We start from the raw sequence: 23503 nt of genomic DNA on the forward strand, positions 1-23503 counted from the left end.
TCAGACGCATGTTGTCTCCAATGCTTTTTCCAGAACCGCCCTGACTTCGGGCCGGCACGAGCCGCAGCCCGTACCTGCTCCCGTCTTTCCGCACAAGGCCTGAAAATCGCGGCACCCGCCGGCTATGGCTTTTTCAAGGTTCCCCTCCCCAACATGGTTGCAGGAGCAGATGAGCCTGCCTTCCATGGGGTCGGCCTGCGCACTGGATCGCAGCAGCTGAAGTCTTTTTTCCGACAGCTCGGTACCGGACCCGATCAGCTCCCTGAACTCGGCAAACTCATTTTTGTCCCCGATCAGAATGGCGCCCACAAGCTTGTCGCGGTGTACAATGCATTTTTTATAATAGCGTTTGGCTTCATCCATAAACACGATCTGCTCGTACGACGGATCGCCGGCAGGTGCTTCGGTCAGCCCCATGCTGCACAGGTGCAGGCCTTCCATTTTCAGGATGTTCATGGAAATACTGCCACGGAAAGGTTCCGCCACTTCGCCGGCCAGGTGCGTGGCAATCACGCCCGCCTGCTGCTCTGCTGCCAGGGTAATGCCCCACATCGAACCTTTCCATTCGGCAATTTCTCCTGCGGCGTAAATGTCAGGGTCGGAGGTTCGGAGGTAATCGTCCACAACCACCCCCCGCTTGCACGCCAGCCCGGCCTCCTGTGCAAGCCCGATCGCCGGTACCGTGCCAACTGCCAGGACAACCACCTGGCAGCGGATCTGTCGGCGCGATTTCAGGATAATGCCTTCCAGCGCAGTGCTTCCGGTGTACGTAGATACTTCGTCATGAAAGTAAACCTCAATACCGCGGTCGAGCAGCTCACGGTACAGCAGCTCGCTGGCAAACGGGTCCAGCTGCCGCTCCATCAGGCGACCGCTCCGCTGCACTACCGACACGCGCACCTGCATTTGCCGGAAAGCAGCCGCCAGTTCGAGGCCGAGTATGCCTCCTCCCACGATCACGGCATGCGGATCGGCTTGCTTCAGAAAGGGAGCAAGGGCATCGGCGTCCAGGCGCGAGCGCATGTTGAAAATGCCCGGCAGCGGCGGTACCCCTTTGGGCATCATGGCAGTGCTTCCCATGCCCAGGATGAGCTTGTCATAGGTATGCTCGTGCCCGTCGCTGTCCACCACCACCTTGTTTTTACGGTCAATATGCCGGATGGAGATACCTTTATGCACTATAATGCCATGACCGGCAAACTGATCTTCCCTGAGTTTGACGAGCTGCTCCCAGGGCTGTGCACCGCTGATATAGTCAGGCAGGAGCACGCGGTTGTAAAAAGGATAGATCTCTTTTGAAAAAACATGTATCTCATCCCGGCTGTTGCGCTCGCGGTATGCATTGATAAATCCCAGCCCGGCCGATCCCGCCCCGATCACAATAATCTTTTCAGATGGCTTTTCAAAAACCGCCACTTCCACCGCAGTAAATTTAAAATCCGGCTCTTTCGACTTAGGATCTACCAGGCTGCTGGTCAGATTGTTGGTCCGCAGCGCATCACTTTCCAGCATTTTACCCCAATGCATAGGCAAAAACACCAGGCCCGGCCGTACATCGGCGGTGAGCTGAGCGTGCACGGTCACTTGTCCGCGCCTGCCTGTCACCGCCACAAGCCGGCCGTCTGTAATGCCTCGCTCCCGGGCATCCTGCGGATTGATCTGCAGCACCGGTTTCGGGATGTGCTTGTTCAGCCTGGCAACCCGGCCTGTTTTGGTCATGGTATGCCACTGGTCGCGGATGCGGCCGGTAGTGAGTACGAGCGGAAAGTCTGCGTCGGCTGGTTCGGAGGCATTTTCGTCAGCTACGGCGTGCAGCTGCGCTTTCTGGTTTTTTGTATAAAAAAGATGGTCTTCAAAAAGCCGGCTGGTACCGCTCCGCTCCTCCCCTTTCATCCCTGCCGGAAAAGGCCACTGTATGCTTCGCTGCTTGTCCAGCTCTGAGTAACTTACCCCGCTCACGTCTATGTGGGTACCTGCCGTACATTGCACATACTCCTCATATACCGCTGAAATGTGTGGATAGCTGAATGCATTTTCAAAGCCCATTTTGGCCGCAAACCGGCAGATGATCTCGGCATCCGGCAGCGCATTGCCCGGTGCATCCAGTACTTTGGGCAAATGCGTGATCCGCCGCTCTGCATTGGTCATCGTACCTTCTTTTTCAAGCCAGGCCGCGGCGGGAAGTACCACATCTGCAAATCGCACGGTGTCCGCCCGGTCTGATACGTCCTGCACAACCACAAACCGCGCTTTGGTCATGGCCTGCTCCACGGCATGCATATCGGGCATGCTCACCATGGGGTTGGTATTGATGATCCATATGGCTTTGAGCCGGTCCTCGGCAAGCGCTGCAAACATCTCCGTAGCCGTCAGTCCGGGTGCAGGGGCTATGGAGGCGGGCGTATTCCAGAATGTTTCCATATACTGCCGGTGCGCTGCATTGCTTACTTCGCGGTGGCCGGGGAGCAGACTGGCCAGCCCACCGGTTTCACGGCCGCCCATGGCATTGGGCTGTCCGGTCAGTGAAAATGGTCCGCTGCCGGGCTTCCCGATCTGGCCGGTAATCAGGTGCAGGTTTATCAGCGACAGGTTTTTATCAACCCCGATAACAGACTGATTGAGTCCCATGGTCCATAATGACAGGAATCCCCTGGCCTGGCCGATCCACTCTGCCGCCTGCAAAAGAGCGGCAAGTTCCACGCCGCAAATGGCAGCGGCCTCTTCGGTGCTTCTTTCCATTACTTTCTGCCGGTAGGCTTCAAACCCATCGGTATGCTCCCGGATAAAAGAGGGGTCCACATGCCCATTTTCAATCAGCAGCCGCCCGACTGCGTGGTGGAGCACAATATCGGTACCCGGCCGGAGCGGCAGATGCAGATCGGCCGAGCGGGCCGTGTCCGTACGCCGCGGATCGACACAGATGATCTTCACACCGGGATTTGCGGCTTTGTGGGCTTCCACCCTCCGCCAGATGATCGGGTGGCACCAGGCAGGATTGGCACCGGTGACCAGAAAGGTATCGGCTGCCTCAATGTCGTCATAGCAAACGGGCACACAGTCTTCGCCGAGCGACATTTTATACCCCACCACCGCCGAGCTCATGCACAGGCGGGAATTGGTGTCGATGTTGTTGGTTCCGATGAAACCCTTGATGAGCTTGTTGATCAGGTAGTACTCTTCCGTCAGGCACTGCCCGGAAACATAAAAGGCTACCGAGTCGGGGCCGTATTTACGTATAAAGGTCTGGAAAACCCGGGCAACACGTTCCAGCGCCGTATCCCAGCTTACCTCCTGCATGGGTGCACCCCGGCTCAGGCGCATCTGCGGATGCAGCAGGCGGTCGGACTGGTCCATGACCGTGTAATGCAGGTTCATTCCCTTGGAGCAAAGCATGCCCTTGCTGGAAGGGTGCGTTTTGTCACCTTCAACGGTCAGTTCACCATTATTTCCGCGGCTGACCACAACGCCGCAGCCGACGCCGCAGTAGCAGCAGGTGGATTTGTGGGAGGTTTTCAAGGGCGGGATGATTTGGTAGTGATGAGTTAGTGAGTTAGCGAGTTAGCGAGTTAGCGAGTTAGCGAGTTAGCGAGTTAGCGAGTGTTTTGTCAGGCTTTTAGGTGGATGGGGTTTAGCTCTGCGGGTTCGGGGATGCTGGCTGTTGTTTCGAAATTGACCAGCGCAACGATGGCGGCCACGCAGGCGATTGCAGCTCCGATGTACATGAATGCCTCACTGTACGATATGGAAGATGATTTGAACAAAAAACCTGCAAGTACTGCACCTGCATTGCCTCCTGCTCCTACGATCCCGCTCACGGACCCAATCGCCCTGCGGTTGATAAAGGGTACGATCGCATAGGTAGCGCCATTGGCCATTTTGAGGAACATGGCAAAGCCGAGCATCAGCAGTACGGCCATGGTCACGCTGCTGCTTTGTGCAAAAAGGGCCATACCAATTCCCTCCAGGGCCAGCAGCAATGCCAGCAACCTTCCTTTGCCCGCCATGCCGTAGCGGCTGCCCACCTTGTCTGCCATGATGCCGCCGACGGCCCGTGCAAAAATGTTCATAAAACCGAATGTCCCTGCCAGTATCCCGGCCGTAGCCAGTGACGTATGGTAATGCTCCGAAAAGTAAAGCGCGGCTACATTGTCAAAGGTAATCTCAATGCCGAAACATGCCCCGTAAGCCAGGAACAACGCCCAGGTACGCGGATCCCTGGCGGCTGCCGCAAGGGTACCTTTTGCTTTTACAGCTTGGGGGTGAATGGCTTCCACTTCGTCGAGGTTGCCGGCCGGGGTATCTTTTGTAAAAAAATAATACACAAATGCAAAGACCAGGAGCAGCACACCCGGGATAACCATGGCCATACGCCATGCTGCACCCGGCATATAGCCAAGCCCTACAAACGCACCGAATACGAGCGGCATGAGCATGTTGGTAACCCCGCCGCCCAGGTTGCCCCAGCCGCCGGCCACCGCATTGGCAGTACCCACGATCTTCTGATCGAACATCACCGAGGTGTGGAACTGCGTAATAACAAATGAGGCACCGATCACCCCGATCACCAGCCTGAATAGCAGGAACATCTCGTAAGATTGTACCAGCCCTACCGTCATCACCGGAATGGAACAGATCCCCATCAAAGCGGCATAGGTACGGCGCGGGCCCCAGGTATCGCACAACTTCCCGATCAGGATGCGGGCCACTACCGTGGCTGCCACAGACGCGATCATGATATTGCCGATCTGCGTTTTGGTGAGTCCCAGGTCGGCCTTGACAACGGGCATGAGGGGCGCCAGCCCGAACCACCCGAAAAAACACAGGAAAAAGGCCATCCAGGTAAGATGGAAGGTGCGCATTTGTACGCCTTTGAACGAAAGAATGGTCAGCTTTTCAAGCGGTTTTGCAACTGTTTTCATGAGAATGGAATGACAGGTGAATGAAATTTATTTCAGCAGATCAGGCTTGATGCTGATCATCAGGTATGTCCAGGCGGCCACTTTCCGGTAGTCACTCACCCCTTTTACCTGGGCCAGTGTGGCGGTGGGCAGGAAGGTGCAGTAACCGCCCTGGAAGGTGATGGTTTTGGTCATAGTATAGTTAAGGATCACGTCCAGCTCGTTGCCCAGTACAGCCCGGAGCTTTTGGTCCTGAGCATTACGCACCTCACTGGCACTTGCAAAATGGTGGATATCAGCCTGCATACTAAGCTTGCTGTCAACCTTAATTGTGCTGCTTACATACCAGTCGGCCAGGCCGCCCCTACCAAATCCGGAGCCCGCATAGAAGTAGTCCATCTGCCCCCAAAACTTATGCGGAGTTCCATAAAGGGGATCAAAAGAATGATTTTGTGGAGCACCCGGCTGGGTACCCGAGGTAAAATCAAAACCTGGTCCGATGGTCCATGTCCGGCTTGGATTGTAGCTGCCGCGCACGGAGTACAGCCAGGCATCGAGCCGTCGGCCATCCTTGTCGCAGCCGGTCTGGTAAAATGCATTGGCGGTCAGATTCCAGTGCTGTCCGAAGCTGGTTTGCAGGTAAGGTCCGAGTGTGATGCGCTTCCAGGTACCGGCATGCAGGAATTTGTTTCCCGTACTATCACGCCCGTACCTTTGAAAATCATCTTTAACCGTCAGGAAGGAAAGGGTTCCATGCCTTATCCTGCGTGCGAGATACAGGAACTGCAGCGACTTGTACATGGTACCGATACCATTGGAGCCCGCCGGGTAACCTGCCGGCACACCATCATACAATGTGCCGGAACGAAGCTCACGGTTCTGGTTATACGCTGCGCCCAGGTGCATGGTAAAGTCCCTGCCGGTATATTTCAGAACAGCAGCGTCATGGCGGCGTGCCTGCTGCAGCCAGTCGAGGTTGCCGAGCACCCGGCTGTCGTCGTAGAGGAGTTCCTGCCGGCCGATTTTCAGCGTCAGCATTTGACCCGTCCTGATTTTAGCCGTGTCCAGCAGCCCGATCTCGGCCCAGGCTTCGTGCAGCATCAGGCCATTGAGGGCCGGGCTGGTGATCCGGTTGTTGGTGGATGCATCCTGACCCCATACACGCACGTCCTGCAGGGTGGCAAACAGTTGCAGGCGCTCGGCCTTGTAGCCTGCATGAAGACGCGTACGCTGGGAGGTAAAAAAAGCGACTTTTTCGTTCCGCGATAAGGGACTGCCCTGACCGTACAGCAGTTCGGTGCGTGTGCGGAGCTGGGCCGAAAGACTGAACTGGGCACTGGCAGGCACACCGGAGGCCACAGCCACCAGGCCTGCCCAAAGCAGGTAAAAGTATCTTTTCATATCCGGGGATGGAAGTACGGTTCAGACGAGCTGCATGCTTTGCAGATATTCAAGTGCGTATGAGGGATGCAGGGCCACTACCTCGCCGATGATGAGGATTGCCGGCGTGGCGATCTGTTTTTCGCGCACAAGCTGCGGCATCTCCCAAACCTGGCCGAGCACACTGCGTTCATCCGGCCGGGTACCATTCTGGATCACGGCCATCGGCAGGTGAGCACGGCCAAACTGCCGGTATAATCCGCAGATTTCGTCCAGCTTGCCCAAACCCATCAGCACGATCACCGTAGCCCGCGACTGGGCTGCAAGCTGCATGTCTTCTGAGAGCTCGCCGGTTTGGGTCGTTGCCGTGATCACCCAGAAACTTTCGCTCACGCCCCGGCTTGTCACGGGTATCTGCAGGCTGCCGGGTACCGCAATGCAGCTGGACACTCCGGGTACTACTTCGCAGGAAATGTCCTGGTCGCGTGCGTGCCGGATCTCCTCGAATCCCCGTCCAAATACAAAAGGGTCGCCGCCTTTGAGACGTACCACGTGGCCGCGCTTCCGGGCAAGCCGCACGATCAGCCCATTGATTTCGTCCTGTGAGAAAGAAGCCTGTCCCGCTTTTTTGCCTACGTAAATCTTCAAGGCTTGTGCCGGGGCAAAGTCCAGGAGCCCGGCATTGGCGAGCTCATCGTACAGTACAACATCAGCCTGCTGCAAGGCGCGGATACCTTTGAGCGTGATCAGCTCTGCATCCCCCGGGCCTGCCCCGATCAGTGTAAGTTTCGGCTCCATCCTGTTTCCTTTAATAGAAGTGAATATTAGAATTACACTATGTATAGTACATTAACACTATACCTGTTAACTGCTCAAAATTAAGACTGACATTTTACAAAACAAGGCATTCGCCAAAATTTATATTATTAAATGACTACTTGTACAAATATAAAATTAGGAAAATGACTTATTGCCATTTACATTTGACTACTCCCAGTAGGCGGTTTTCTATACTTTTATGGGAAAAGTTAAATTTGAAAGTTAATATTTCACAAACTTATAGTTATTATTTACTATGAAAGAGCTATCAACTACCCGGATTGTCGTTGCAGGCAATGGTATGGTAGGCTACAAATTTTGTGAGAAGCTACTGGCAAAGTCCAGGTTTGAGGGGCAATTCTCAATTACAGTTTTCGGAGAAGAGCCGCGTGCAGCTTACGACAGGGTACATTTAAGTGAATTCTTTGCCGGAAAACAGGCGGACGAACTTGCCCTTGCCACCCCTCACTGGTACGCGCAAAACGGGATCACACTGTACCTCTCCGATCCTGTTACGGATATCGACCGGGCGCAGAAAACCGTGCGTTCCCATCATGGGATAGTAGTGGAATATGACTACCTGATCCTGGCTACTGGCTCAGGCGCCTTTGTACCGGCCGTGCCGGGTGTGGAGAAAGAAGGCGTGTTTGTGTACCGCACGATTGAGGACCTGGAACTGATCCGCAACCATGCCCAGAAATCGCGCAAAGGAGCAGTGCTGGGCGGCGGATTGCTCGGACTGGAAGCCGCCAAGGCACTCCTGGACCTCGGCCTGGATGAGGCGCATGTGGTGGAGTTTGCACCCAGGCTGATGCCCCGGCAGATTGACGAAGCCGGCTCGCGCATGCTCCAAAGCCAGCTCGAAGGCCTGGGATTGCAGATCCATTTATCAAAAAACACCCAGTCCATTGAGGGAAGCGATACCATAGAGGCCATGCTGTTTGCAGATGGCTCCCGCCTGGACGTGGACCTGCTGATCATTTCAGCGGGCATCAGGCCGCGGGACGAGCTGGCCAGGATCGCAGGGCTTGAAACGCACCCGAGAGGCGGTATTGTGGTGAATAACCAGCTGGAAACTTCCGACCCGTCCATTTTTGCGATCGGGGAATGTGCACTGGCCCACCACATGATCTACGGTCTTATTGCACCCGGCTATGAAATGGCCGACGCTGTGGCGACGCGGCTGACAGGAGGCGAAAAGGAGTTTTTACCCTACGACATGTCCACCAAGCTGAAACTGATCGGTACCGATGTGGCGAGCTTCGGGGAGGCTTTTGCCGAAGAACCCGCCTGCACGACGGTACGGTACGAGAACAAGGCCAAAGGCATTTACAAGCGCATCAACATCAGTAATGATGGCAAAACGCTGCTCGGGGGAATACTGGTCGGGGATGCATCGCAGTATAACATGCTCCTGCAAACCTGTAAAAACAAGACGGTGTTGCCGCCCGATGCAGAAGACCTGATCCTGGGCTCGCGGGGCGGGGAAGAGCCGGGCGCCGGTGTCATGAGCCTTCCCGATGAGGCACTGATATGCTCGTGCGAGGCGGTAACCAAAGGGATGCTGTGCCAGGAAGTCGGTGCCGGAGGGCATCATACGATCGATGCCGTCAAAAAATCGTGCGGGGCCGGCACAGGCTGCGGCGGATGTGTACCGATGGTCAAAGACCTGATCGCCGGCGTCATGAAGCAGCAGGGCATGTACGTCAGGAATGTGGTATGCGAACATTTCGACCTTTCCAGGCAGGAATTGCTGGACCTGATCAAAATGAACGGACTGAAAACCTATGGTGCGGTGCTCGATACCTTCGGGCGCGGCGATGGGTGCGAAGTGTGCAAGCCGCTGATAGGCTCACTCCTGGCCAGCCTCTGGAACGAGAGCATCCTGCAAAGCGACCGGGCAACCATCCAGGACTCCAACGACCGCTACCTGGCCAATATTCAGAAAGGGGGCACCTACTCGGTGGTGCCGCGCATTCCGGGAGGCGAGATCACCCCCGCGCGGCTGGTGGTGATCGGGCAGGTTGCGGAGAAATACGGTCTTTATACCAAAATTACCGGCGGACAGCGGATCGATATGTTCGGAGCACACGTGGGTGACCTGCCGTTGATCTGGGAAGAGCTGATTGCGGCCGGCTTTGAGAGCGGACACGCTTACGGAAAGTCATTGCGAACTGTGAAAAGCTGCGTAGGTTCCACCTGGTGCCGGTTTGGGGTGCAGGACGCGGTGACATTCGCCATTGAAATTGAAAACCGGTACAAAGGTCTGCGCTCGCCGCACAAGCTGAAATCGGCGGTATCGGGCTGCATTCGTGAATGTGCCGAAGCCCAGAGCAAGGATTTCGGGATCATCGCGACCGAAAAGGGATGGAACCTGTACGTATGCGGGAATGGTGGCTCCAAGCCCCAGCATGCCCAGCTGCTTGCCACAGACCTGGACCGGGCTACCTGCGTGCGGCTTATCGACCGCTTTCTCATGTTTTATATTAAAACGGCCGACCCGCTGACCCGCACCGCTACCTGGCTCAACAAAATGGAGGGCGGGATCAGCTACCTGCGGGCGGTAGTGATGGATGATGTACTCGGCATTGGCGAAGAGCTCGAAAGAGAAATGGAGCAGCTGATTGAGGTATACCAGTGCGAATGGAAAGAAGTAGTAGAAAATCCCGAGCTGCGCCGGCGTTTCAGCCATTTTGTAAACACCCCTGCCAAAGACCCGTCCGTAAACTTTGATACCATGCGGGAGCAGAAAAAAGCCCGGGAGTGGGTCTGAGCTGCCGAAAAGAATGATGTACCGTTTTTACAAAAACAAAAAACTAACCATGATCACAGAAACCGAAGTAACCTGGCACGTGGCCTGCCAGGTATCCGACATTCCCGAAGACGGGGGCGCATGTGCGCTGATCGAGGGACGGCAGATCGCAATTTTCAACTTTGCGCGCCGGGGCGAATGGTATGCAACCGATAATGAATGTCCGCACCGCAGGCAAATGGCCGTTTCCAGGGGCATGATCGGCAGCCAGGGTGATGAGCCCAAGGTAGCTTGTCCTTTTCATAAAAAAACATTTTCATTGCGGAGCGGGCAGTGCCTTACCGGCGATGATTATAAAATTGATACATTTCCGGTGATGGTAAAGGAAAACCTCGTATACATCGGATTATGACCTAAATGGAACGACTCGATAAGCGCGTAGCAGGCAGCCTGACCCGGTTTTATGTAGTGGCTTTGTGCGTGGTAGCGATGCTGACGATCAGCGGGCTGTTCCTGATCAGAAGAGCGATCAACCGCCTCAATCACGACAGCCGGATTGTGAATGTGGCAGGGCGCCAGCGTATGCTGAGCCAGCGGCTGACCAAGCTTGCGGTGCTGAAAACAACCGGCATCCCTCACCGTGACCATGCGGATGCAGCAGCGCTGCTGGATCAATGGAAGAACAGCCACCAGCAGCTTGCCAGCCGGAAGTTGCCGGTGGGCGGGCGGCTGGTGGTTTGGAAAAGCCAGGCTCTGGACTCCATGTTTGCGGCACTTAACCCTGTGTTCGATAGCCTCTTCGTGCAGCTTTCGAATGCAGCGGGCGACAGTACGCCGGTACGCGACCGGCAGCTGGCACTGGGCCATGTACTGGATAAGGAGCAGGAATACCTGGCCGGGATGGACCGCATTGTGTATCAGTTTGACCGGGAAAATGTGGGCCGGCTGGAAAACCTGGAAAGGATCGAATGGATCCTGGACATCATGACGATCCTGGTGCTGTTTGCGGAAGGTTTACTGATCTTTAGACCGGTGGTCAACACCACAAGGCGGGTGGTGAGAATGCTCACCGAGTCGGAGAATGCTTTGCAGCAGTCCAATGAAAAGCTGAAGGAAACGAACCGGCAACTGGTGGTCGCCCAGAATGAGCTGCTGCGGGTGGAAGAGGAAAAATATGCATTGCAGCTGGCCGAAGACCGCGTACGGGCTGCGGCGCTTATTGAGGGGCAGGAAGAAGAACGAAAACGCTTTGCGCTGGAACTGCACGACGGCATAGGCCAGATGCTCACGGCGCTGAAACTGCATGCCGAAAAGCTGAAAAGCGTGCAGTTTCATGAAGAAAAGCATCAGAAACAGTTTGGAAGACTGACCGCGCTGGTGCAGGATATCATTCAGACGACCCGACAGGTATCGTTCAATCTAATGCCCTCGGTACTGAGCGACTTCGGGCTGCAGGCAGCTCTGAAGCTTTTGTGCGGGCAAACTGCGGAAGCCTCGGGCATACGGATCGACTTTGCCGTGGTAGCGGATGACAGCGTAAAGCTCGAACGTGCTGTGGAAACGGGCTTGTACCGCATTGCCCAGGAAGCGCTCAACAATGCAGTAAAGCACGCACGTGCCACCCACATTGATATGAAACTGCATCAAAATCACCACCTGCTGACCCTGGAAATTGCGGATAACGGAAAAGGTTTCTTAATTAGTAACCTGAACACGGAACCTGCACCGCCCCGCATCCATCAAGGAATTGAGAATATCCGTACGCGTACCCAGCTGCTCAACGGACATCTGGAGATCATTTCGAAGGTGGACAGCGGAACAAGGCTGGTGATACGGGTTGATTTGTAAACAAACCTGAACATGCCGATAAGGATTTTGGTTGTAGACGACCACTCTGTCGTGAGGCAGGGCATTATTACCCTGCTGGAAGATGAAGATGACCTGGTGATCGCGGGAGAAGCCGCAGACGGAGACGAAGTGCCTGGTATGGTGGACAAGGTCCGCCCCGACCTCATCCTGCTCGATCTGACTATGCCGCGCATGTCGGGCATAGACGTGATCCGCGAGATCGTACCGGCTTTCCCGAAAGTCAGCATCCTGGTATTCAGCATGCACAACAATCCCGACTACATCCTGGCGGCAGCGCTAAACGGGGCCGCAGGTTACCTGCAAAAAGATACCAGCCGGGACGAAATGCTTGCGGCGATCCGCAGCATTGCCCGGGGTGAGCTGTACTACCCGCCATACGCCTCGTCCATTATCATCCGGAAACTGCTGAAACAGGCACTTCTTAAACCGGAACCCGAACCGGAAGACGGTGCCGGCAAAGGCGTATGGAACATGCTTACACCCCGCGAGCAGCAGATCCTGCAATGCCTGGTAGAAGGGATGAGCAGCAGGGAAATTGCCGAGAAGTTTGATATCAGCGCCAATACCGTGGCCAACCAGCGGGCCAGTATCATGAAAAAATTAAATGTCCGCAACACGGCAGGGCTGATCAGTCTCACTCTGAAGTAAGCCCGGGCATGCGCACAGAGAATTTACAGTAAGGTAACAGTACGGTAACATCGGGCAGTTGGAATTGACCTTTTTTTGCACCCAAATTTTCAAGTCAATTCAATTTCAAGATGATGGGAAACCGTTTACCATTTCACTCCTGCCTGGTTTTGCTCCTGTTCCTGCTGTTTGGAACCGGCGCAATGGCCCAGACTATCCAGGCCTCTATAACAGGTACTGTTACTGACAATCAGAATGTTGAACTTGCCGGCGCAACTGTGCAGGTCCGCAATGAATCCACCGGCTTTACTACCGGGACCGTTACCAATGCCAAAGGTGAATATGCATTCAGGGAGCTGCCGCTGGGCGGTCCCTACACCGTTACAGCCACCTACGTGGGCTTTGGCGAGCAGAAACAGACGGGCTACATCCTCCACCAGGGTGATGCCGTGAAGGTAAAGATGAGCATGGTGGAAGCCGGTCAGACGCTGGAAGTAGTAAGCGTAGTGGCTTCCGGTATCAAAAACAAAATTGAGAACCTGGGTGCGTCCACCTCGATTTCGGCCCGGGACATTACTCGCCTGCCTGTAAACGGACGCAATTTCACATCCCTCATGGACCTTTCCCCATTAAGCCGCGGCGGTAATATTGCCGGGCAGCTGGGCTCTTCCACGGGTTATACCATTGACGGTATGAGTTCCAAAAATCCAACCTCGGCCGGTGCCACGACCAGCCGGAGCGGAGCGCCCTACTCTATCTCGATCGAAGCAGTGCGCGAATTTCAGGTGGTGACCAACCAATACGATGTGACTTACGGCCGCAGCGGTGGCGGTACGATCAGTGCGGTGACCAAATCGGGTACCAACCAGCTGAGCGGTAGTGCATTTAACTACACCCGCGCTGACTGGTTGTCGAGCCCGTATGATATCCGCGGTAACAAAATCAACAACAAGTTTGCTACCAACCAGTTTGGATTTTCCCTGGGCGGGCCCATTCTGAAAGACAAGCTGCACTTTTTTGTGGCATGGGATCACCAGCAAGACAGCCGTCCCCTGATCATTGCCGACATTCTGAGTCCTGTTGACGAAAACCGTTTTAATGTTACCAGAACTACGCTCGACCAGTTTGTAAACATTGCCCGCAGCAAGTACGGCATGGCCGACACGCAGCAGTTTGGCACATTTGACAAAAAGCGCGGCTCGGATGCAGCATTTGCCCGTATTGACTGGCAGCTGAACAACCGGAACCTGCTCACGATCCGCAACAACTACACCAACGACCGCAACAAGCTGGGGCTGGCAGATAATACCACGATCAATGCCTACGAGTCTTACGGAAATGACTACAACCAGGACAACAGCCTGCTGGCATCGCTTCGCTCGACACTCAGCTCAAAACTGACCAACGAGCTGAAAGTGCAGCATTTATTTGTAAAACAAAGAAGTGCGCCCGGCGACCAGCTTCCTTCCGCGAACATTCCGCGGGCCATCGTGGAAAACATTAACTCGGTGCTGAGCGACGGTTCTTCACGTTCGACCAACATTCAGATGGGCGGTCACCGCTTTGCGCAGGAGCGTTTTACCAACAATGTGCTGCAACTGGTGGACAACCTGTATTATAATACAGATAAAGTGGAGTATACTTTTGGTGCGGACATCATGATGACCCGCTCGCATTCCACCTATGGTTCGGAGGTAAATGGTCGTTTCCATTACAATGTGGATGCCGCTGCGGGGAAGACTTCCCTTGACCAGTTCAATGAACTGAAACCTTACCGCTACTACCGGGAAGTGCCTTTGATGGACGACTGGTCTGTAAAAGGAACCATCTGGAATGCAGGCGTTTATGGCCAGTTAAAGACTACCCTCGCAACTGGCCTGGACGTAACCGCAGGCTTGCGCCTCGACTACGCGCATTATCCGAGCTCCCCATTGAACCAGACTTTGTACGACGCTTTGCAAATCCGTACGGATAACAAGATCAAGTCGTTCGTGGTGCAGCCGCGTGTGCAGTTTACCTGGGATGTTAACGACAAGCATACCGACATTTTCCGTCTTGGCGGCGGCGTGTTTGCTTCGGATATCAACAATTATGTGGTGATCAACAACCTTACCTTTGACGGAAAGCACCTGGCTACTGTGGATGTGCGCAGCCCGAACATCCCTACGCCGGATTTTGCAGCTTACCGTGCCAACTACAACAGTATTCCATCCCTGTCCCAGTTTCAGTTGCCGACGATCAATACCAACGGTTCCGATGCCCGGGTACCGGTGATGTACAAGGCCAACTTTTCATACAACAAATACCTGACAGACAAGCTGAAAGTGGGTGTTGCGGGATACATGACCCTGGGTCGCAATAACTATATGTATGTGGACAGGAACATGGTGGATGAGCCGTTTTTCCGTCTTGCCAATGAAGGTAACCGCGGCGTGTACGTTCCGGGAGGCATTGATATGCCAACCAATGGCGCGGGTGACTGGCTGAAAGGACGCAAAAGCACGCAGTTCGGCCGTGTACTGGAACTGAACAGCCAGGGAAAAGTAAATTCGTTCTCCTTTGTAGCAGATGTTAAATACCAGTACTTCCGCGACGGGGAGATCACTTTGAGCTATACCTACAATGATGTGAAGGACAATACCTCATTCAATGGTAACGTAGCAAACAGCGCAACACTTTCCCTGCCGGTAAGGGATGATCCGCGTAACCTGAGCCTCATGTCGTACTCCGACAACCAGTTTCGTAACAAGATCGTATTTTATGGCTCACTGCCAAGCTTCTGGGGTGTCAATGTGGGAGTACGCTACTCGGGAATCGGTGGTACGCGTTATACCCTGCTTTCGGGCGGTAATACCAACGGAGACTTTGTAGGTACCAATGACCTTGCATTTGTATTTGACAGAAACGACGCCAGCGTACCTGAAAACGTGAGAACGGGTCTTCAGGCCATCCTGGACAACCCCAATGCCAGTCAGAGCATTAAGGATTATATCATCAAGAACTCGGGTAAAATTGCGGAAAGAAACGGGGGCATCAACAGCTTTTACGGTGTGTTTGATATCCGCGCTTCAAAACGCATCCGCATCGCGGGAACGCACGCGATCGAAGTATCTGCGGATATCTTCAACTTTGCCAACTTCCTGAACAAGGAATGGGGCCGGAACAAGTCACTGGGTACTCAAAACCTTTATGCACTGGGTGTACCCGCTACAAAAGACACCCCTGCCATTCCTGCATTTGACAGGACCAAAAACCAGTTTGTATACCGTGTCAACACGGCTGGTGTGGTGACGCCTTCGGGCAACCCTTACCAGGTACAGATCGGTTTGCGTTACAGCTTTTAAATGAGTGGATATTATATGCAAAAGCCGCCGGGGTTCCCGGCGGCTTTCTTTGTTTTCAGCCCTAAGCCAATATACCTGCTGCCTCAGCTTTCCCGCAGCGTGTAGCCCCGGCCGATTACGGTATGGATCAGTTTCTGGTCAAAGTCACGGTCGACCTTACGCCTCAGGTAATTGATGTACACATCGATCAGGTTCGTATTTGTTTCCAGTCTCAGGTCCCATACATTTTCAAAAATATCGCTCCTGCCCACGATCCTGCCCTTATTGATCATCAGGTATTCAAGCAGGTCATACTCTCTTTTAGAAAGCTCGATCAGCTGTCCGGCCCTTCTTACCACCTGTGCGTCCATGTCAATGGTCAGGTCGTGAAGCTGCATGTAGCGGGGCGAGTTCACGGGCATATTCCGCCGGGTGAGGGCTTTGATCCGTAAAATCAGCTCCTGAAAGTCGAAGGGCTTGGTCAGGTAATCATCGGCTCCTGCGTGGAAACCGGCAATTTTGTCCTGCAAGGTACCCAGCGCGGTCAGTACCAGCACGGGTGTCTGCGCCCAGTGTGTTTTAATGTACGCGCAGAGGTCAAATCCATTGCCGGGCAAGCTGATGTCGAGGATAACGGAATCAAAGTTGCGTTGTTCAAGAATGCGTTTCCCAATCAGGTCGTCGTAAGCAATTTCCAGGTAGATCTGTTCATTAAAAAAGGTCTTCTGGATCAGGCCGGCCAGTTTGGGATCATCTTCCACCAATAATACATGCATGTCCTATATAAGCTCATTTGAACGCCAATCTATTTTTGACGTCTTATAACGGGCTTAAAGCAAAATTAAAAAGCCATTAAACCAGTTCTTAAAGCCTGCCTTGCCAGCCTGCAGGCAGGTCAACTTTTCAATCTGCTATCTGAAATTGCGGCCGGAATGGAAGATCTCTCCCTGTATTACCTCCCGCACCTGCGTTTTCCTGTTGACTGCCTGCGAGGCATATTCATCCTTTTCGTCAGCGCGTGACAAGGTGAGTACGGCCGGGTCGCGTTTCACGCTGCTGAGCTCGCGCAGCAGAGGCGAAAGGTCATGGCAGCTTTTTACAATCACATGGGTAACGTCGCCATCACGCTGCAATTTGCCTTGTACCATCAGCAGCCGCGCATGCAGGATTTCCTTGCGGTATTTTTCAAAAAGGCCCTGGAAAATGACCAGGTTGGCAAACCCGGTTTCATCCTCAATAGTAATAAAACATACCCCTCCTGCCGTGCCGGGCCTTTGTCTTACCAGTACGAGGCCTGCTACTTTCACGGGCATCATGTTTCCGATAAGGTCCAGCTGTTTTGCGGTAATTACCTTTTTTTCATTCAGTTTTTCCCTGACAAAACCTACCGGATGCGCTTTCAGCGACATGGATATGGAGGCGTAATCATGTACCACATGCTCCGAAAGGCTCATGCCCGGCAAACTGACCTGCGGCTCCCGGCTGCTTTCGGAAGGTTGTCCTGCAAACAACCCCACCGGCCTGTCGCTCAGCGCGGACACTTCCCACAATGCGCTGCGCCGGTCGAGGCCGATGGAGCGGAATGCATCCGCATCGGCCAGCTTTTCGAGAGCCGCCTCGGGTACGCCCGCTTCTCTGACGGCGGCAATGCTTTTGTAGGCACGGGTTCTTCCGGCGAGCAGCAGCTGTATATCCTCCTGCCGTAAGCCCTTGATCTGCCTGAAACCCAGCCGCACGGCGCAGTACCTGCCCGCTTTCTCTTCCAGTGTGATGTCCCATTGAGAAAAGTTGATATCAATTTCCCTGACGACCACATCATGCTTCCGGGCATCACTGACGAGCTGCGCGGGCTGGTAAAAGCCCATGGGCTGGCTGTTGAGCAGGGCCGCAGCAAACACGTCGGGAAAGTAGCATTTGATAAAAGCGGATACATACACCAGCAATGCAAAACTGGCGGCGTGGCTTTCGGGAAAACCGTAGCTGCCGAATCCTTCCAGCTGCTTGAAGATCCGCTGGGAAAACTCCTCGGTATACCCGCGCTCCATCATGCCTTTGGTAAGCTTTTCCTGAAACCGGGTGACCATACCCTTGGCCTTGAAAGTAGCCATGCTCCGACGCAGCTCGTCGGCCTCCGACGGTGTAAAGCCGGCAGCTACAATCGCGATTTTCATTGCCTGCTCCTGAAAAAGGGGCACGCCCAGGGTTTTGGATAAAATCTCTTCAAGTTCTTTGGAAGGATATATTACTTTCTCCTTATTGTTCCGGCGGCGTAGGTAAGGGTGTACCATATCGCCCTGAATAGGCCCCGGACGCACAATCGCCACTTCAATCACCAGATCATAAAACTCCTTCGGGCGCAGGTGCGGCAGCATAGCCTGCTGGGCCCGGCTTTCAATCTGGAATACGCCAATGGTATCCGCATTGCTGATCATTTCGTACACGCCCGCGTCATCCTGCGGCACCGTGGCGAGGGTGTAGGATTGGTTGTAATGTTTTTCGAGCAGATCAAATGCTTTCCGGATGCAGGTAAGCATGCCGAGCGCCAGCACATCAATTTTCAGAAAACCCAGGGTATCAATATCATCCTTGTTCCACTCAATGCAGGTACGGTCTTTCATGCGGGCATTCAGCACCGGGCACAGGTCGGAGAGCTTGCCCTGGGTAATCACAAACCCGCCCGTATGCTGCCCGAGCTGGCGCGGAAACCCCATAAACTGCCGGGTGAGGTCCAGGATTTTCAGCAGATGCGGATCCCCGGGATTGAAACCCTGCTCGGTCACGCGCGTCCCGTCAAACCATTCGTCTGTAAACTCCCAGATAGCGCCGGCAAGCCGGTTGATGGCATCCAGCGACATACCCATGGCTTTGGCCACATCACGCACTGCCCCGCGCTGGTGCTGCTGTGTCACCGTAGCCACAATGCCCGCCCGGTCGCGGCCATACTTCTGGTAAATGTACTGGATCACTTCCTCCCTTCGCTCGTGCTCAAAGTCTACATCAATGTCGGGCGGTTCATTGCGGGCAGACGAAATAAACCTTTCAAACAGCAGACTGAACTTGGTGGGGTCCACTGCAGTAATGCCCAGGCAGTAGCACACCGTGGAGTTGGCTGCCGATCCCCGCCCCTGACAAAGTATTTTTTGCTCCCGGGCAAACCGTACAATGTCGTAAACGGTGAGGAAATAAGGGGCATAATCCATTTCCTCGATAAAAGTCATCTCGTGCTCGATGTTATCAATAATAACTTCCGGAATGCACGGCCCGTAATGGTCCATAGCGCCCTGCCAGGTAAGCACCTGCAGCATTTCCATGGGTGAGCGGTCCTGGGTTGTAATTTCTTCCGGATAAATGTATTTTAAAGAACTGAGTGAAAACTGGCAGGCCTCTGCAATTTCCATGGTGCGGGCCAGGGCATCAGGATAATGCCTGAAAAGCCTTTCCATTTCATCCATGGGTTTGAGGTACCGTTCCGAGTTTTCGTACAGCCGGAACCCTGCATTGTAAATCGTACATTTCTCCCGGATGCAGGTCAGGATGTCCTGCAACTCCCTCCTGCCCGGCTCATGGTAATGCACATCATTGGTAGCCACGAGCGGAATGTCCAGCTTTTCAGATAGCTGTGACAGCCGGAAAAGCTTTTTGACATCATCCCCCTGATACGACCGGTACATACCCAGGTACAGGTCACCGCCCAGCACCTGCCGGTATTCGGCCAGGTTCTTTTCAAAATCAGGATCAAAATGAAACGCTTCATTCAGCGTGGATGGTGGTACGGCTATGAACCTGATGTCCCCGGCATATTGGTACACATCCTTTTTATAGATGTCGCATTTTCCTTTCTCGGTCCGCAGATTACCCTCTGTTAGCAAGGCCGAAAGCCGGGAGTATGCGGGCTGGGTAGTCGGGTATGCCAGCAAGCTGGGCCCGTCGAGCAGATCGAGACGAACCGCGGGAATGATCGTAATGTCCTTTCCTTTGGCAGCCGCATGCGCCCTGACGATGCCGGCGAGGGTATTATGATCGGTGATCGCAATTTTTTTATACCCAAAATAAAGCGCCTGCTCCACCAGCTCCTCGGGATGGGAAGCACCTTGGAGAAAGCTGAAATTGGTAGTAACCTGTAATTCCGTATAGCCCATAGCGGCATTTATTTTCAGGCAAAAAAACCATGTAAAAACCAGGCAGTCCCGGATACGTCATCATAATGCCCGAGCCTGAAAATCCAGTACCGGGCACCTTCTTCGTCCTCTACACAATAATAATCGCGGTGTTGGCCGGTTTCCAGCCACCATTCCCGCTCAATGCGTTCAGGTCCTTCGGCCCGGCTTATTTTGTGAACTTTGCCCTGGTAAATAAAGAGAACCGGCGGGTAGTCGGGCAGCACGGAGGTAACCCTGATCATCTCCGGCCGGGCCAGCAGGTGCACCGGACGTACCCGGTCCGACCGCCAGGAAGTTGCCGCCTTTTCGGTCAGGGAGGATGAAAGCTTTACAGAACGTTCGGGCCAGTGATGCTCGTCGGGCAGGTAGCGGCGCACAATGTCCATTCCAGCCCTGACTGCCAGCCTGTCGAGCAGCTCGGTGAGGCTTACGTCTTCGGTATGCCCGCCCTGGTTCCAGATTTTTTCCTGTACTACCGGCAGGTCCTCCACCACCGGTGCTTCGAGCACAAAGAGCTCAATTCCCAGTCCGGGAGCAATGGTTGAGATTTTCAATGCAAAAAGTCTGAACAAATGGGCGACATGGCCGGTACCCCGATTGGTACCGATGGCGATCTGCCGCACCTGACCGTCGATCCTGTAACATTTAAAAACAGCCGAACGCAATCCTTTCCCCTCGGATGACAGCCGGCCACAGAGCATTTCGAGCAGCCGGCGAAGCGCAATCTCGATACCGGTAGCTGTGAGGATCGGTTCCACGCAGGGCAGCCGCTCATGGTACGGCATCAGCGGCTGCACGGATTCAATGTATTCCATTTGGTAGCCCAATGCCTGATTCAGGCGATCGGGCAGGTGCTGCCCGAAGCGTCTCCGCAAAACGGAGTGCGGCATAGCGATGAAGGTCTGTATCTGGTAGAATCCCAGCCGGAACATCCTGGCCAATGTTTCGGGTGGTAACCGCAATGCTTCGGGCGGCAAGGTGAGCAATGCTTCCCTCTGCCCGCCGGAACGGACAACAGGCTCAGCCTGACCGTACCTTGACACAGCCCAGGCAGCACCGATGGTGTCTGCAACTGCTGCACCTACATCGTACCCCGCGCTCTGCAACTTTACAACCAGGCTCATCAAATAGGCATGCTCGCCACCCCATAAATGTGCACAGCCGGTAATATCGAGGATAAGTCCGTCGGGCGGATCAGCGGCGACAATGGGCGTATAACGGATACACCATTCAGCCAGGGCCAGCAGCAGCCGGGCTGTTTCGCCGGGCACATCGTCCAGCACCTCCACCGACGGAAAAAGTGCACGGGCATCCGCCACAACCATACCCGGCATAATGCCCAGCTGCCTGGCAGGCGGACTGGCCGCCCTCACCACCATACGGCCGCGCTCGGGAGCTGCAAGTACAAAAGGTACTTCCCGCAGATCGGGCCTTTTGCGGATCATGCGGTCGGTGGTCAAATGACGGAACCATATGGTGGCGAAACGTTGCTGCATAACGTTATATCATCTTGTACATGTTTGATCCTACATTACATGAGAGGATAATGATATTGATAGTACCATTATTTTGATCACAATGATATCAAAGATGATGCCAGCTTGCAAATTTTTGTGGTGAAATGGCGGAGCCGGAAAAGACTTTTTTTATAGCAGACAGGTGGGAAAGGCTGAGGATCAGCGCAGAAGGTGCTGCTTTTTTTATAGAGAAAGCAACCTGAAATCAGGGACGCTGGTCATGACCGGGAAACGGGCAGGTGGGAAAAAGGATTCAGGTTTCAGGCACAAAGTACCGGGATTAGTCAGAAATAACGGAGCAGGAAAAAGATCTTTTTATTACACAATCCTTTTTAAATTGCGCATCATCCACTGATCAGAAAATTATGCTTAAAACGACCATCTGCGCACTGCTTTCCCTGATTTCCATGCGTGCTGCGGCACAGTTTACCACCGACTCCCTGCTCATTGAAGGCAAGTACCGGACCTTTGTATACGACCCCTCAGTGAAGGTAAAGCCGGGTGCCAGCCTGATATTTCTGATGCATGGCTCGGGGGGCGAACCGATGGGATTTGCCCAGCGTGCCGGGAAGCTGCAGGCCCGTGCTGCGGCGGAAAACCTGGTGCTGGTTTATCCGGGTGGCTACAAACGTTACTGGAACGAATGCCGCAAAGCATCCACTGCCCTCGCCAACAAGGAAAATGTGAATGAAGAAGCCTTTTTTACCGCGCTGATCGACCTTTTTGATAAAAAATACAAGATTAACAGAAAGCATGTATTTGCAACCGGCTTTTCAGGAGGGGGACATATGTCGTACAAGCTGGGGCTTACCATGCCTGATAAAATTGCGGCTATTTCGGCAGTTGTTGCCAACCTTCCTACGGAAGAAAATATGGATTGCTCGCCCATGAACAAGGCACTGCCCGTGATGATCACCAATGGTACCGCAGACGAAACCAACCCGTACAACGGAGGCGAGGTAAAAACGGCCGGCGTAACGCTGGGTAATGTACGTTCTACCGAACAATCACTGGCTTACTGGTCGCAGCTGGACGGCTACTCCGGTCAGCCCGTAAAATCATCCTTCCCCGATGCGGATCCCGGCAACAATGTGACGGTTGAAAAATACACGTATCAGCAAAAAGGAAAACCTGAGGTGACGCTGCTGAAAGTAATCAACGGAAAGCACGAGTTCCCGACTGATTTTGATGTTTTCGAAGAAACCTGGATGTTCTTTAAAAGACAGATCAGCAGGTAGTCCTGAAAGTAGTTTTAGGAATAATCAGTCTGTGGATCAGGACACATACAAATAAAGCTACTTTAAAAAAACACTTCCTAAGTCCAAGGTCTGAGGCCCTGACCCCTACTCTCAAAAACGCCGGCAATTTGTATTGCCGGCGTTTTTGGTTTCGGATAGCTTGGGCGGGAATGAACTGAAAATATACGACCGTAGTGCGTATAGCGGTGTTTACCGGAATAGTACCACATTTTTCTTTGAACCTTATGTAAAATTCCGTGTTTTAGAGTAAATTTGATTTTCAAATACAACTACTTTTACACGTACACACAATGTTTAGAAAAGGACTGGTAATGGGATGGCTGGTACTGCTGTTTACAGGCATAGCCACCATGTTTTGGTACTACGACTGGATTTATAAACTTCCTACCCCGATCCCCGAAAACTACCAGCCGGTTGTTACCGGCAGCACGGTTGATCTTGGGGACCAGATTCAAAGTCCTGACGGCAAGCCTGTTTTTGTCCACTTTTACAATCCTGACTGTCCCTGCTCGCGCTTTAACAAAAAACATTTCAAGTCGCTGGTGCAGCAATACGGCCGCGACGTTCACTTTGTGGTAGTGGTGATGAGCGAAAAAACCTTTACTCCAGAAGCAATCCGCCGCAAAATGGGTGTCGACCTGCCTGTATTATTTGACAAGTCTATAGCCGACCGCTGCGGTGTATACTCCACGCCCCAGGCTGCCCTCCTGGACCAGCATTCCAGATTGTACTACCGGGGCAACTTCAATGCAAGCCGGTACTGTTCAGACGAAAAAACGGCTTATGCCAAACTGGCCCTGGCCGGCCTGCTCAACAGTCAGCAGCGGGTGGCTTTCGGCGACCTGGCTCAGCGGTCGTACGGGTGCAGCCTGCCGGTTTGTAAAAACTAAACTTCATCG

14 protein-coding genes are annotated in these 23503 nt (G+C 53.8%); 7 read left to right on the forward strand and 7 right to left on the reverse strand.

Annotated features, from left to right (window positions below; translation table 11 throughout):
* From HWI92_RS06510 to cobA, 4 genes are all read right to left on the reverse strand, one after another.
* Positions 1–3525 carry a nitrate reductase gene (locus HWI92_RS06510; protein ID WP_204664332.1) on the reverse strand — a complete coding sequence of 1175 codons (3525 nt, stop codon included), beginning with the start codon at positions 3523–3525 and terminating at the stop codon, positions 1–3.
* An 80-nt stretch (positions 3526–3605) separates the two neighbouring features.
* The gene (locus HWI92_RS06515) at positions 3606–4919 is read right to left on the reverse strand and encodes a NarK family nitrate/nitrite MFS transporter (RefSeq protein WP_204661784.1); all 1314 of its coding nucleotides are present in this window, start codon (positions 4917–4919) and stop codon (positions 3606–3608) included.
* Positions 4920–4946: 27 nt separating this feature from the next.
* Entirely contained in the window at positions 4947–6299 is a 1353-nt protein-coding gene (locus HWI92_RS06520) for an alginate export family protein (protein WP_204661786.1), read from the reverse strand.
* A gap of 21 nt (positions 6300–6320) precedes the next feature.
* Positions 6321–7076 carry a uroporphyrinogen-III C-methyltransferase gene (gene cobA / locus HWI92_RS06525; protein ID WP_204661788.1) on the reverse strand — a complete coding sequence of 252 codons (756 nt, stop codon included), beginning with the start codon at positions 7074–7076 and terminating at the stop codon, positions 6321–6323.
* A gap of 277 nt (positions 7077–7353) precedes the next feature.
* Between cobA and nirB the strand changes: the two genes are divergently transcribed.
* From nirB to HWI92_RS06550, 5 genes are all read left to right on the forward strand, one after another.
* Entirely contained in the window at positions 7354–9870 is a 2517-nt protein-coding gene (gene nirB, locus HWI92_RS06530; RefSeq protein WP_204661790.1) for a nitrite reductase large subunit NirB, read from the forward strand.
* A 49-nt stretch (positions 9871–9919) separates the two neighbouring features.
* Entirely contained in the window at positions 9920–10261 is a 342-nt protein-coding gene (gene nirD / locus HWI92_RS06535) for a nitrite reductase small subunit NirD (protein WP_229249015.1), read from the forward strand.
* A 5-nt stretch (positions 10262–10266) separates the two neighbouring features.
* The gene (locus HWI92_RS06540; protein ID WP_204661792.1) at positions 10267–11697 is read left to right on the forward strand and encodes a histidine kinase; all 1431 of its coding nucleotides are present in this window, start codon (positions 10267–10269) and stop codon (positions 11695–11697) included.
* Positions 11698–11709: 12 nt separating this feature from the next.
* Positions 11710–12366, forward strand: coding sequence for a response regulator (locus tag HWI92_RS06545; protein WP_204661794.1), 657 nt, complete (start codon positions 11710–11712; stop codon positions 12364–12366).
* A 110-nt stretch (positions 12367–12476) separates the two neighbouring features.
* On the forward strand, positions 12477–15689 hold the full coding sequence (locus tag HWI92_RS06550; RefSeq protein WP_510186002.1) for a TonB-dependent receptor: 3213 nt from the start codon (positions 12477–12479) through the stop codon (positions 15687–15689).
* Positions 15690–15772: 83 nt separating this feature from the next.
* On the opposite strand, the gene HWI92_RS06555 is transcribed toward HWI92_RS06550, so the two are convergent.
* The 3 genes from HWI92_RS06555 to HWI92_RS06565 all read right to left on the reverse strand — a co-directional run bounded on the left by HWI92_RS06555 (position 15773) and on the right by HWI92_RS06565 (position 21324).
* On the reverse strand, positions 15773–16444 hold the full coding sequence (locus HWI92_RS06555) for a response regulator transcription factor (RefSeq protein WP_204661796.1): 672 nt from the start codon (positions 16442–16444) through the stop codon (positions 15773–15775).
* A 135-nt stretch (positions 16445–16579) separates the two neighbouring features.
* The gene (locus tag HWI92_RS06560) at positions 16580–19807 is read right to left on the reverse strand and encodes an error-prone DNA polymerase (RefSeq protein WP_204661798.1); all 3228 of its coding nucleotides are present in this window, start codon (positions 19805–19807) and stop codon (positions 16580–16582) included.
* Positions 19808–19821: 14 nt separating this feature from the next.
* Positions 19822–21324, reverse strand: coding sequence for a Y-family DNA polymerase (locus HWI92_RS06565; RefSeq protein WP_204661800.1), 1503 nt, complete (start codon positions 21322–21324; stop codon positions 19822–19824).
* A gap of 386 nt (positions 21325–21710) precedes the next feature.
* Between HWI92_RS06565 and HWI92_RS06570 the strand changes: the two genes are divergently transcribed.
* Both HWI92_RS06570 and HWI92_RS06575 read left to right on the forward strand, forming a co-directional pair.
* Entirely contained in the window at positions 21711–22583 is an 873-nt protein-coding gene (locus tag HWI92_RS06570; protein ID WP_204661802.1) for a CE1 family esterase, read from the forward strand.
* Between the two features lie 311 nt (positions 22584–22894).
* On the forward strand, positions 22895–23494 hold the full coding sequence (locus HWI92_RS06575; protein ID WP_204661804.1) for a DUF6436 domain-containing protein: 600 nt from the start codon (positions 22895–22897) through the stop codon (positions 23492–23494).
* Positions 23495–23503: the final 9 nt, after the last annotated feature.

It is taken from the genome of Dyadobacter sandarakinus (assembly GCF_016894445.1).
Lineage (GTDB): Bacteria > Bacteroidota > Bacteroidia > Cytophagales > Spirosomataceae > Dyadobacter > Dyadobacter sandarakinus.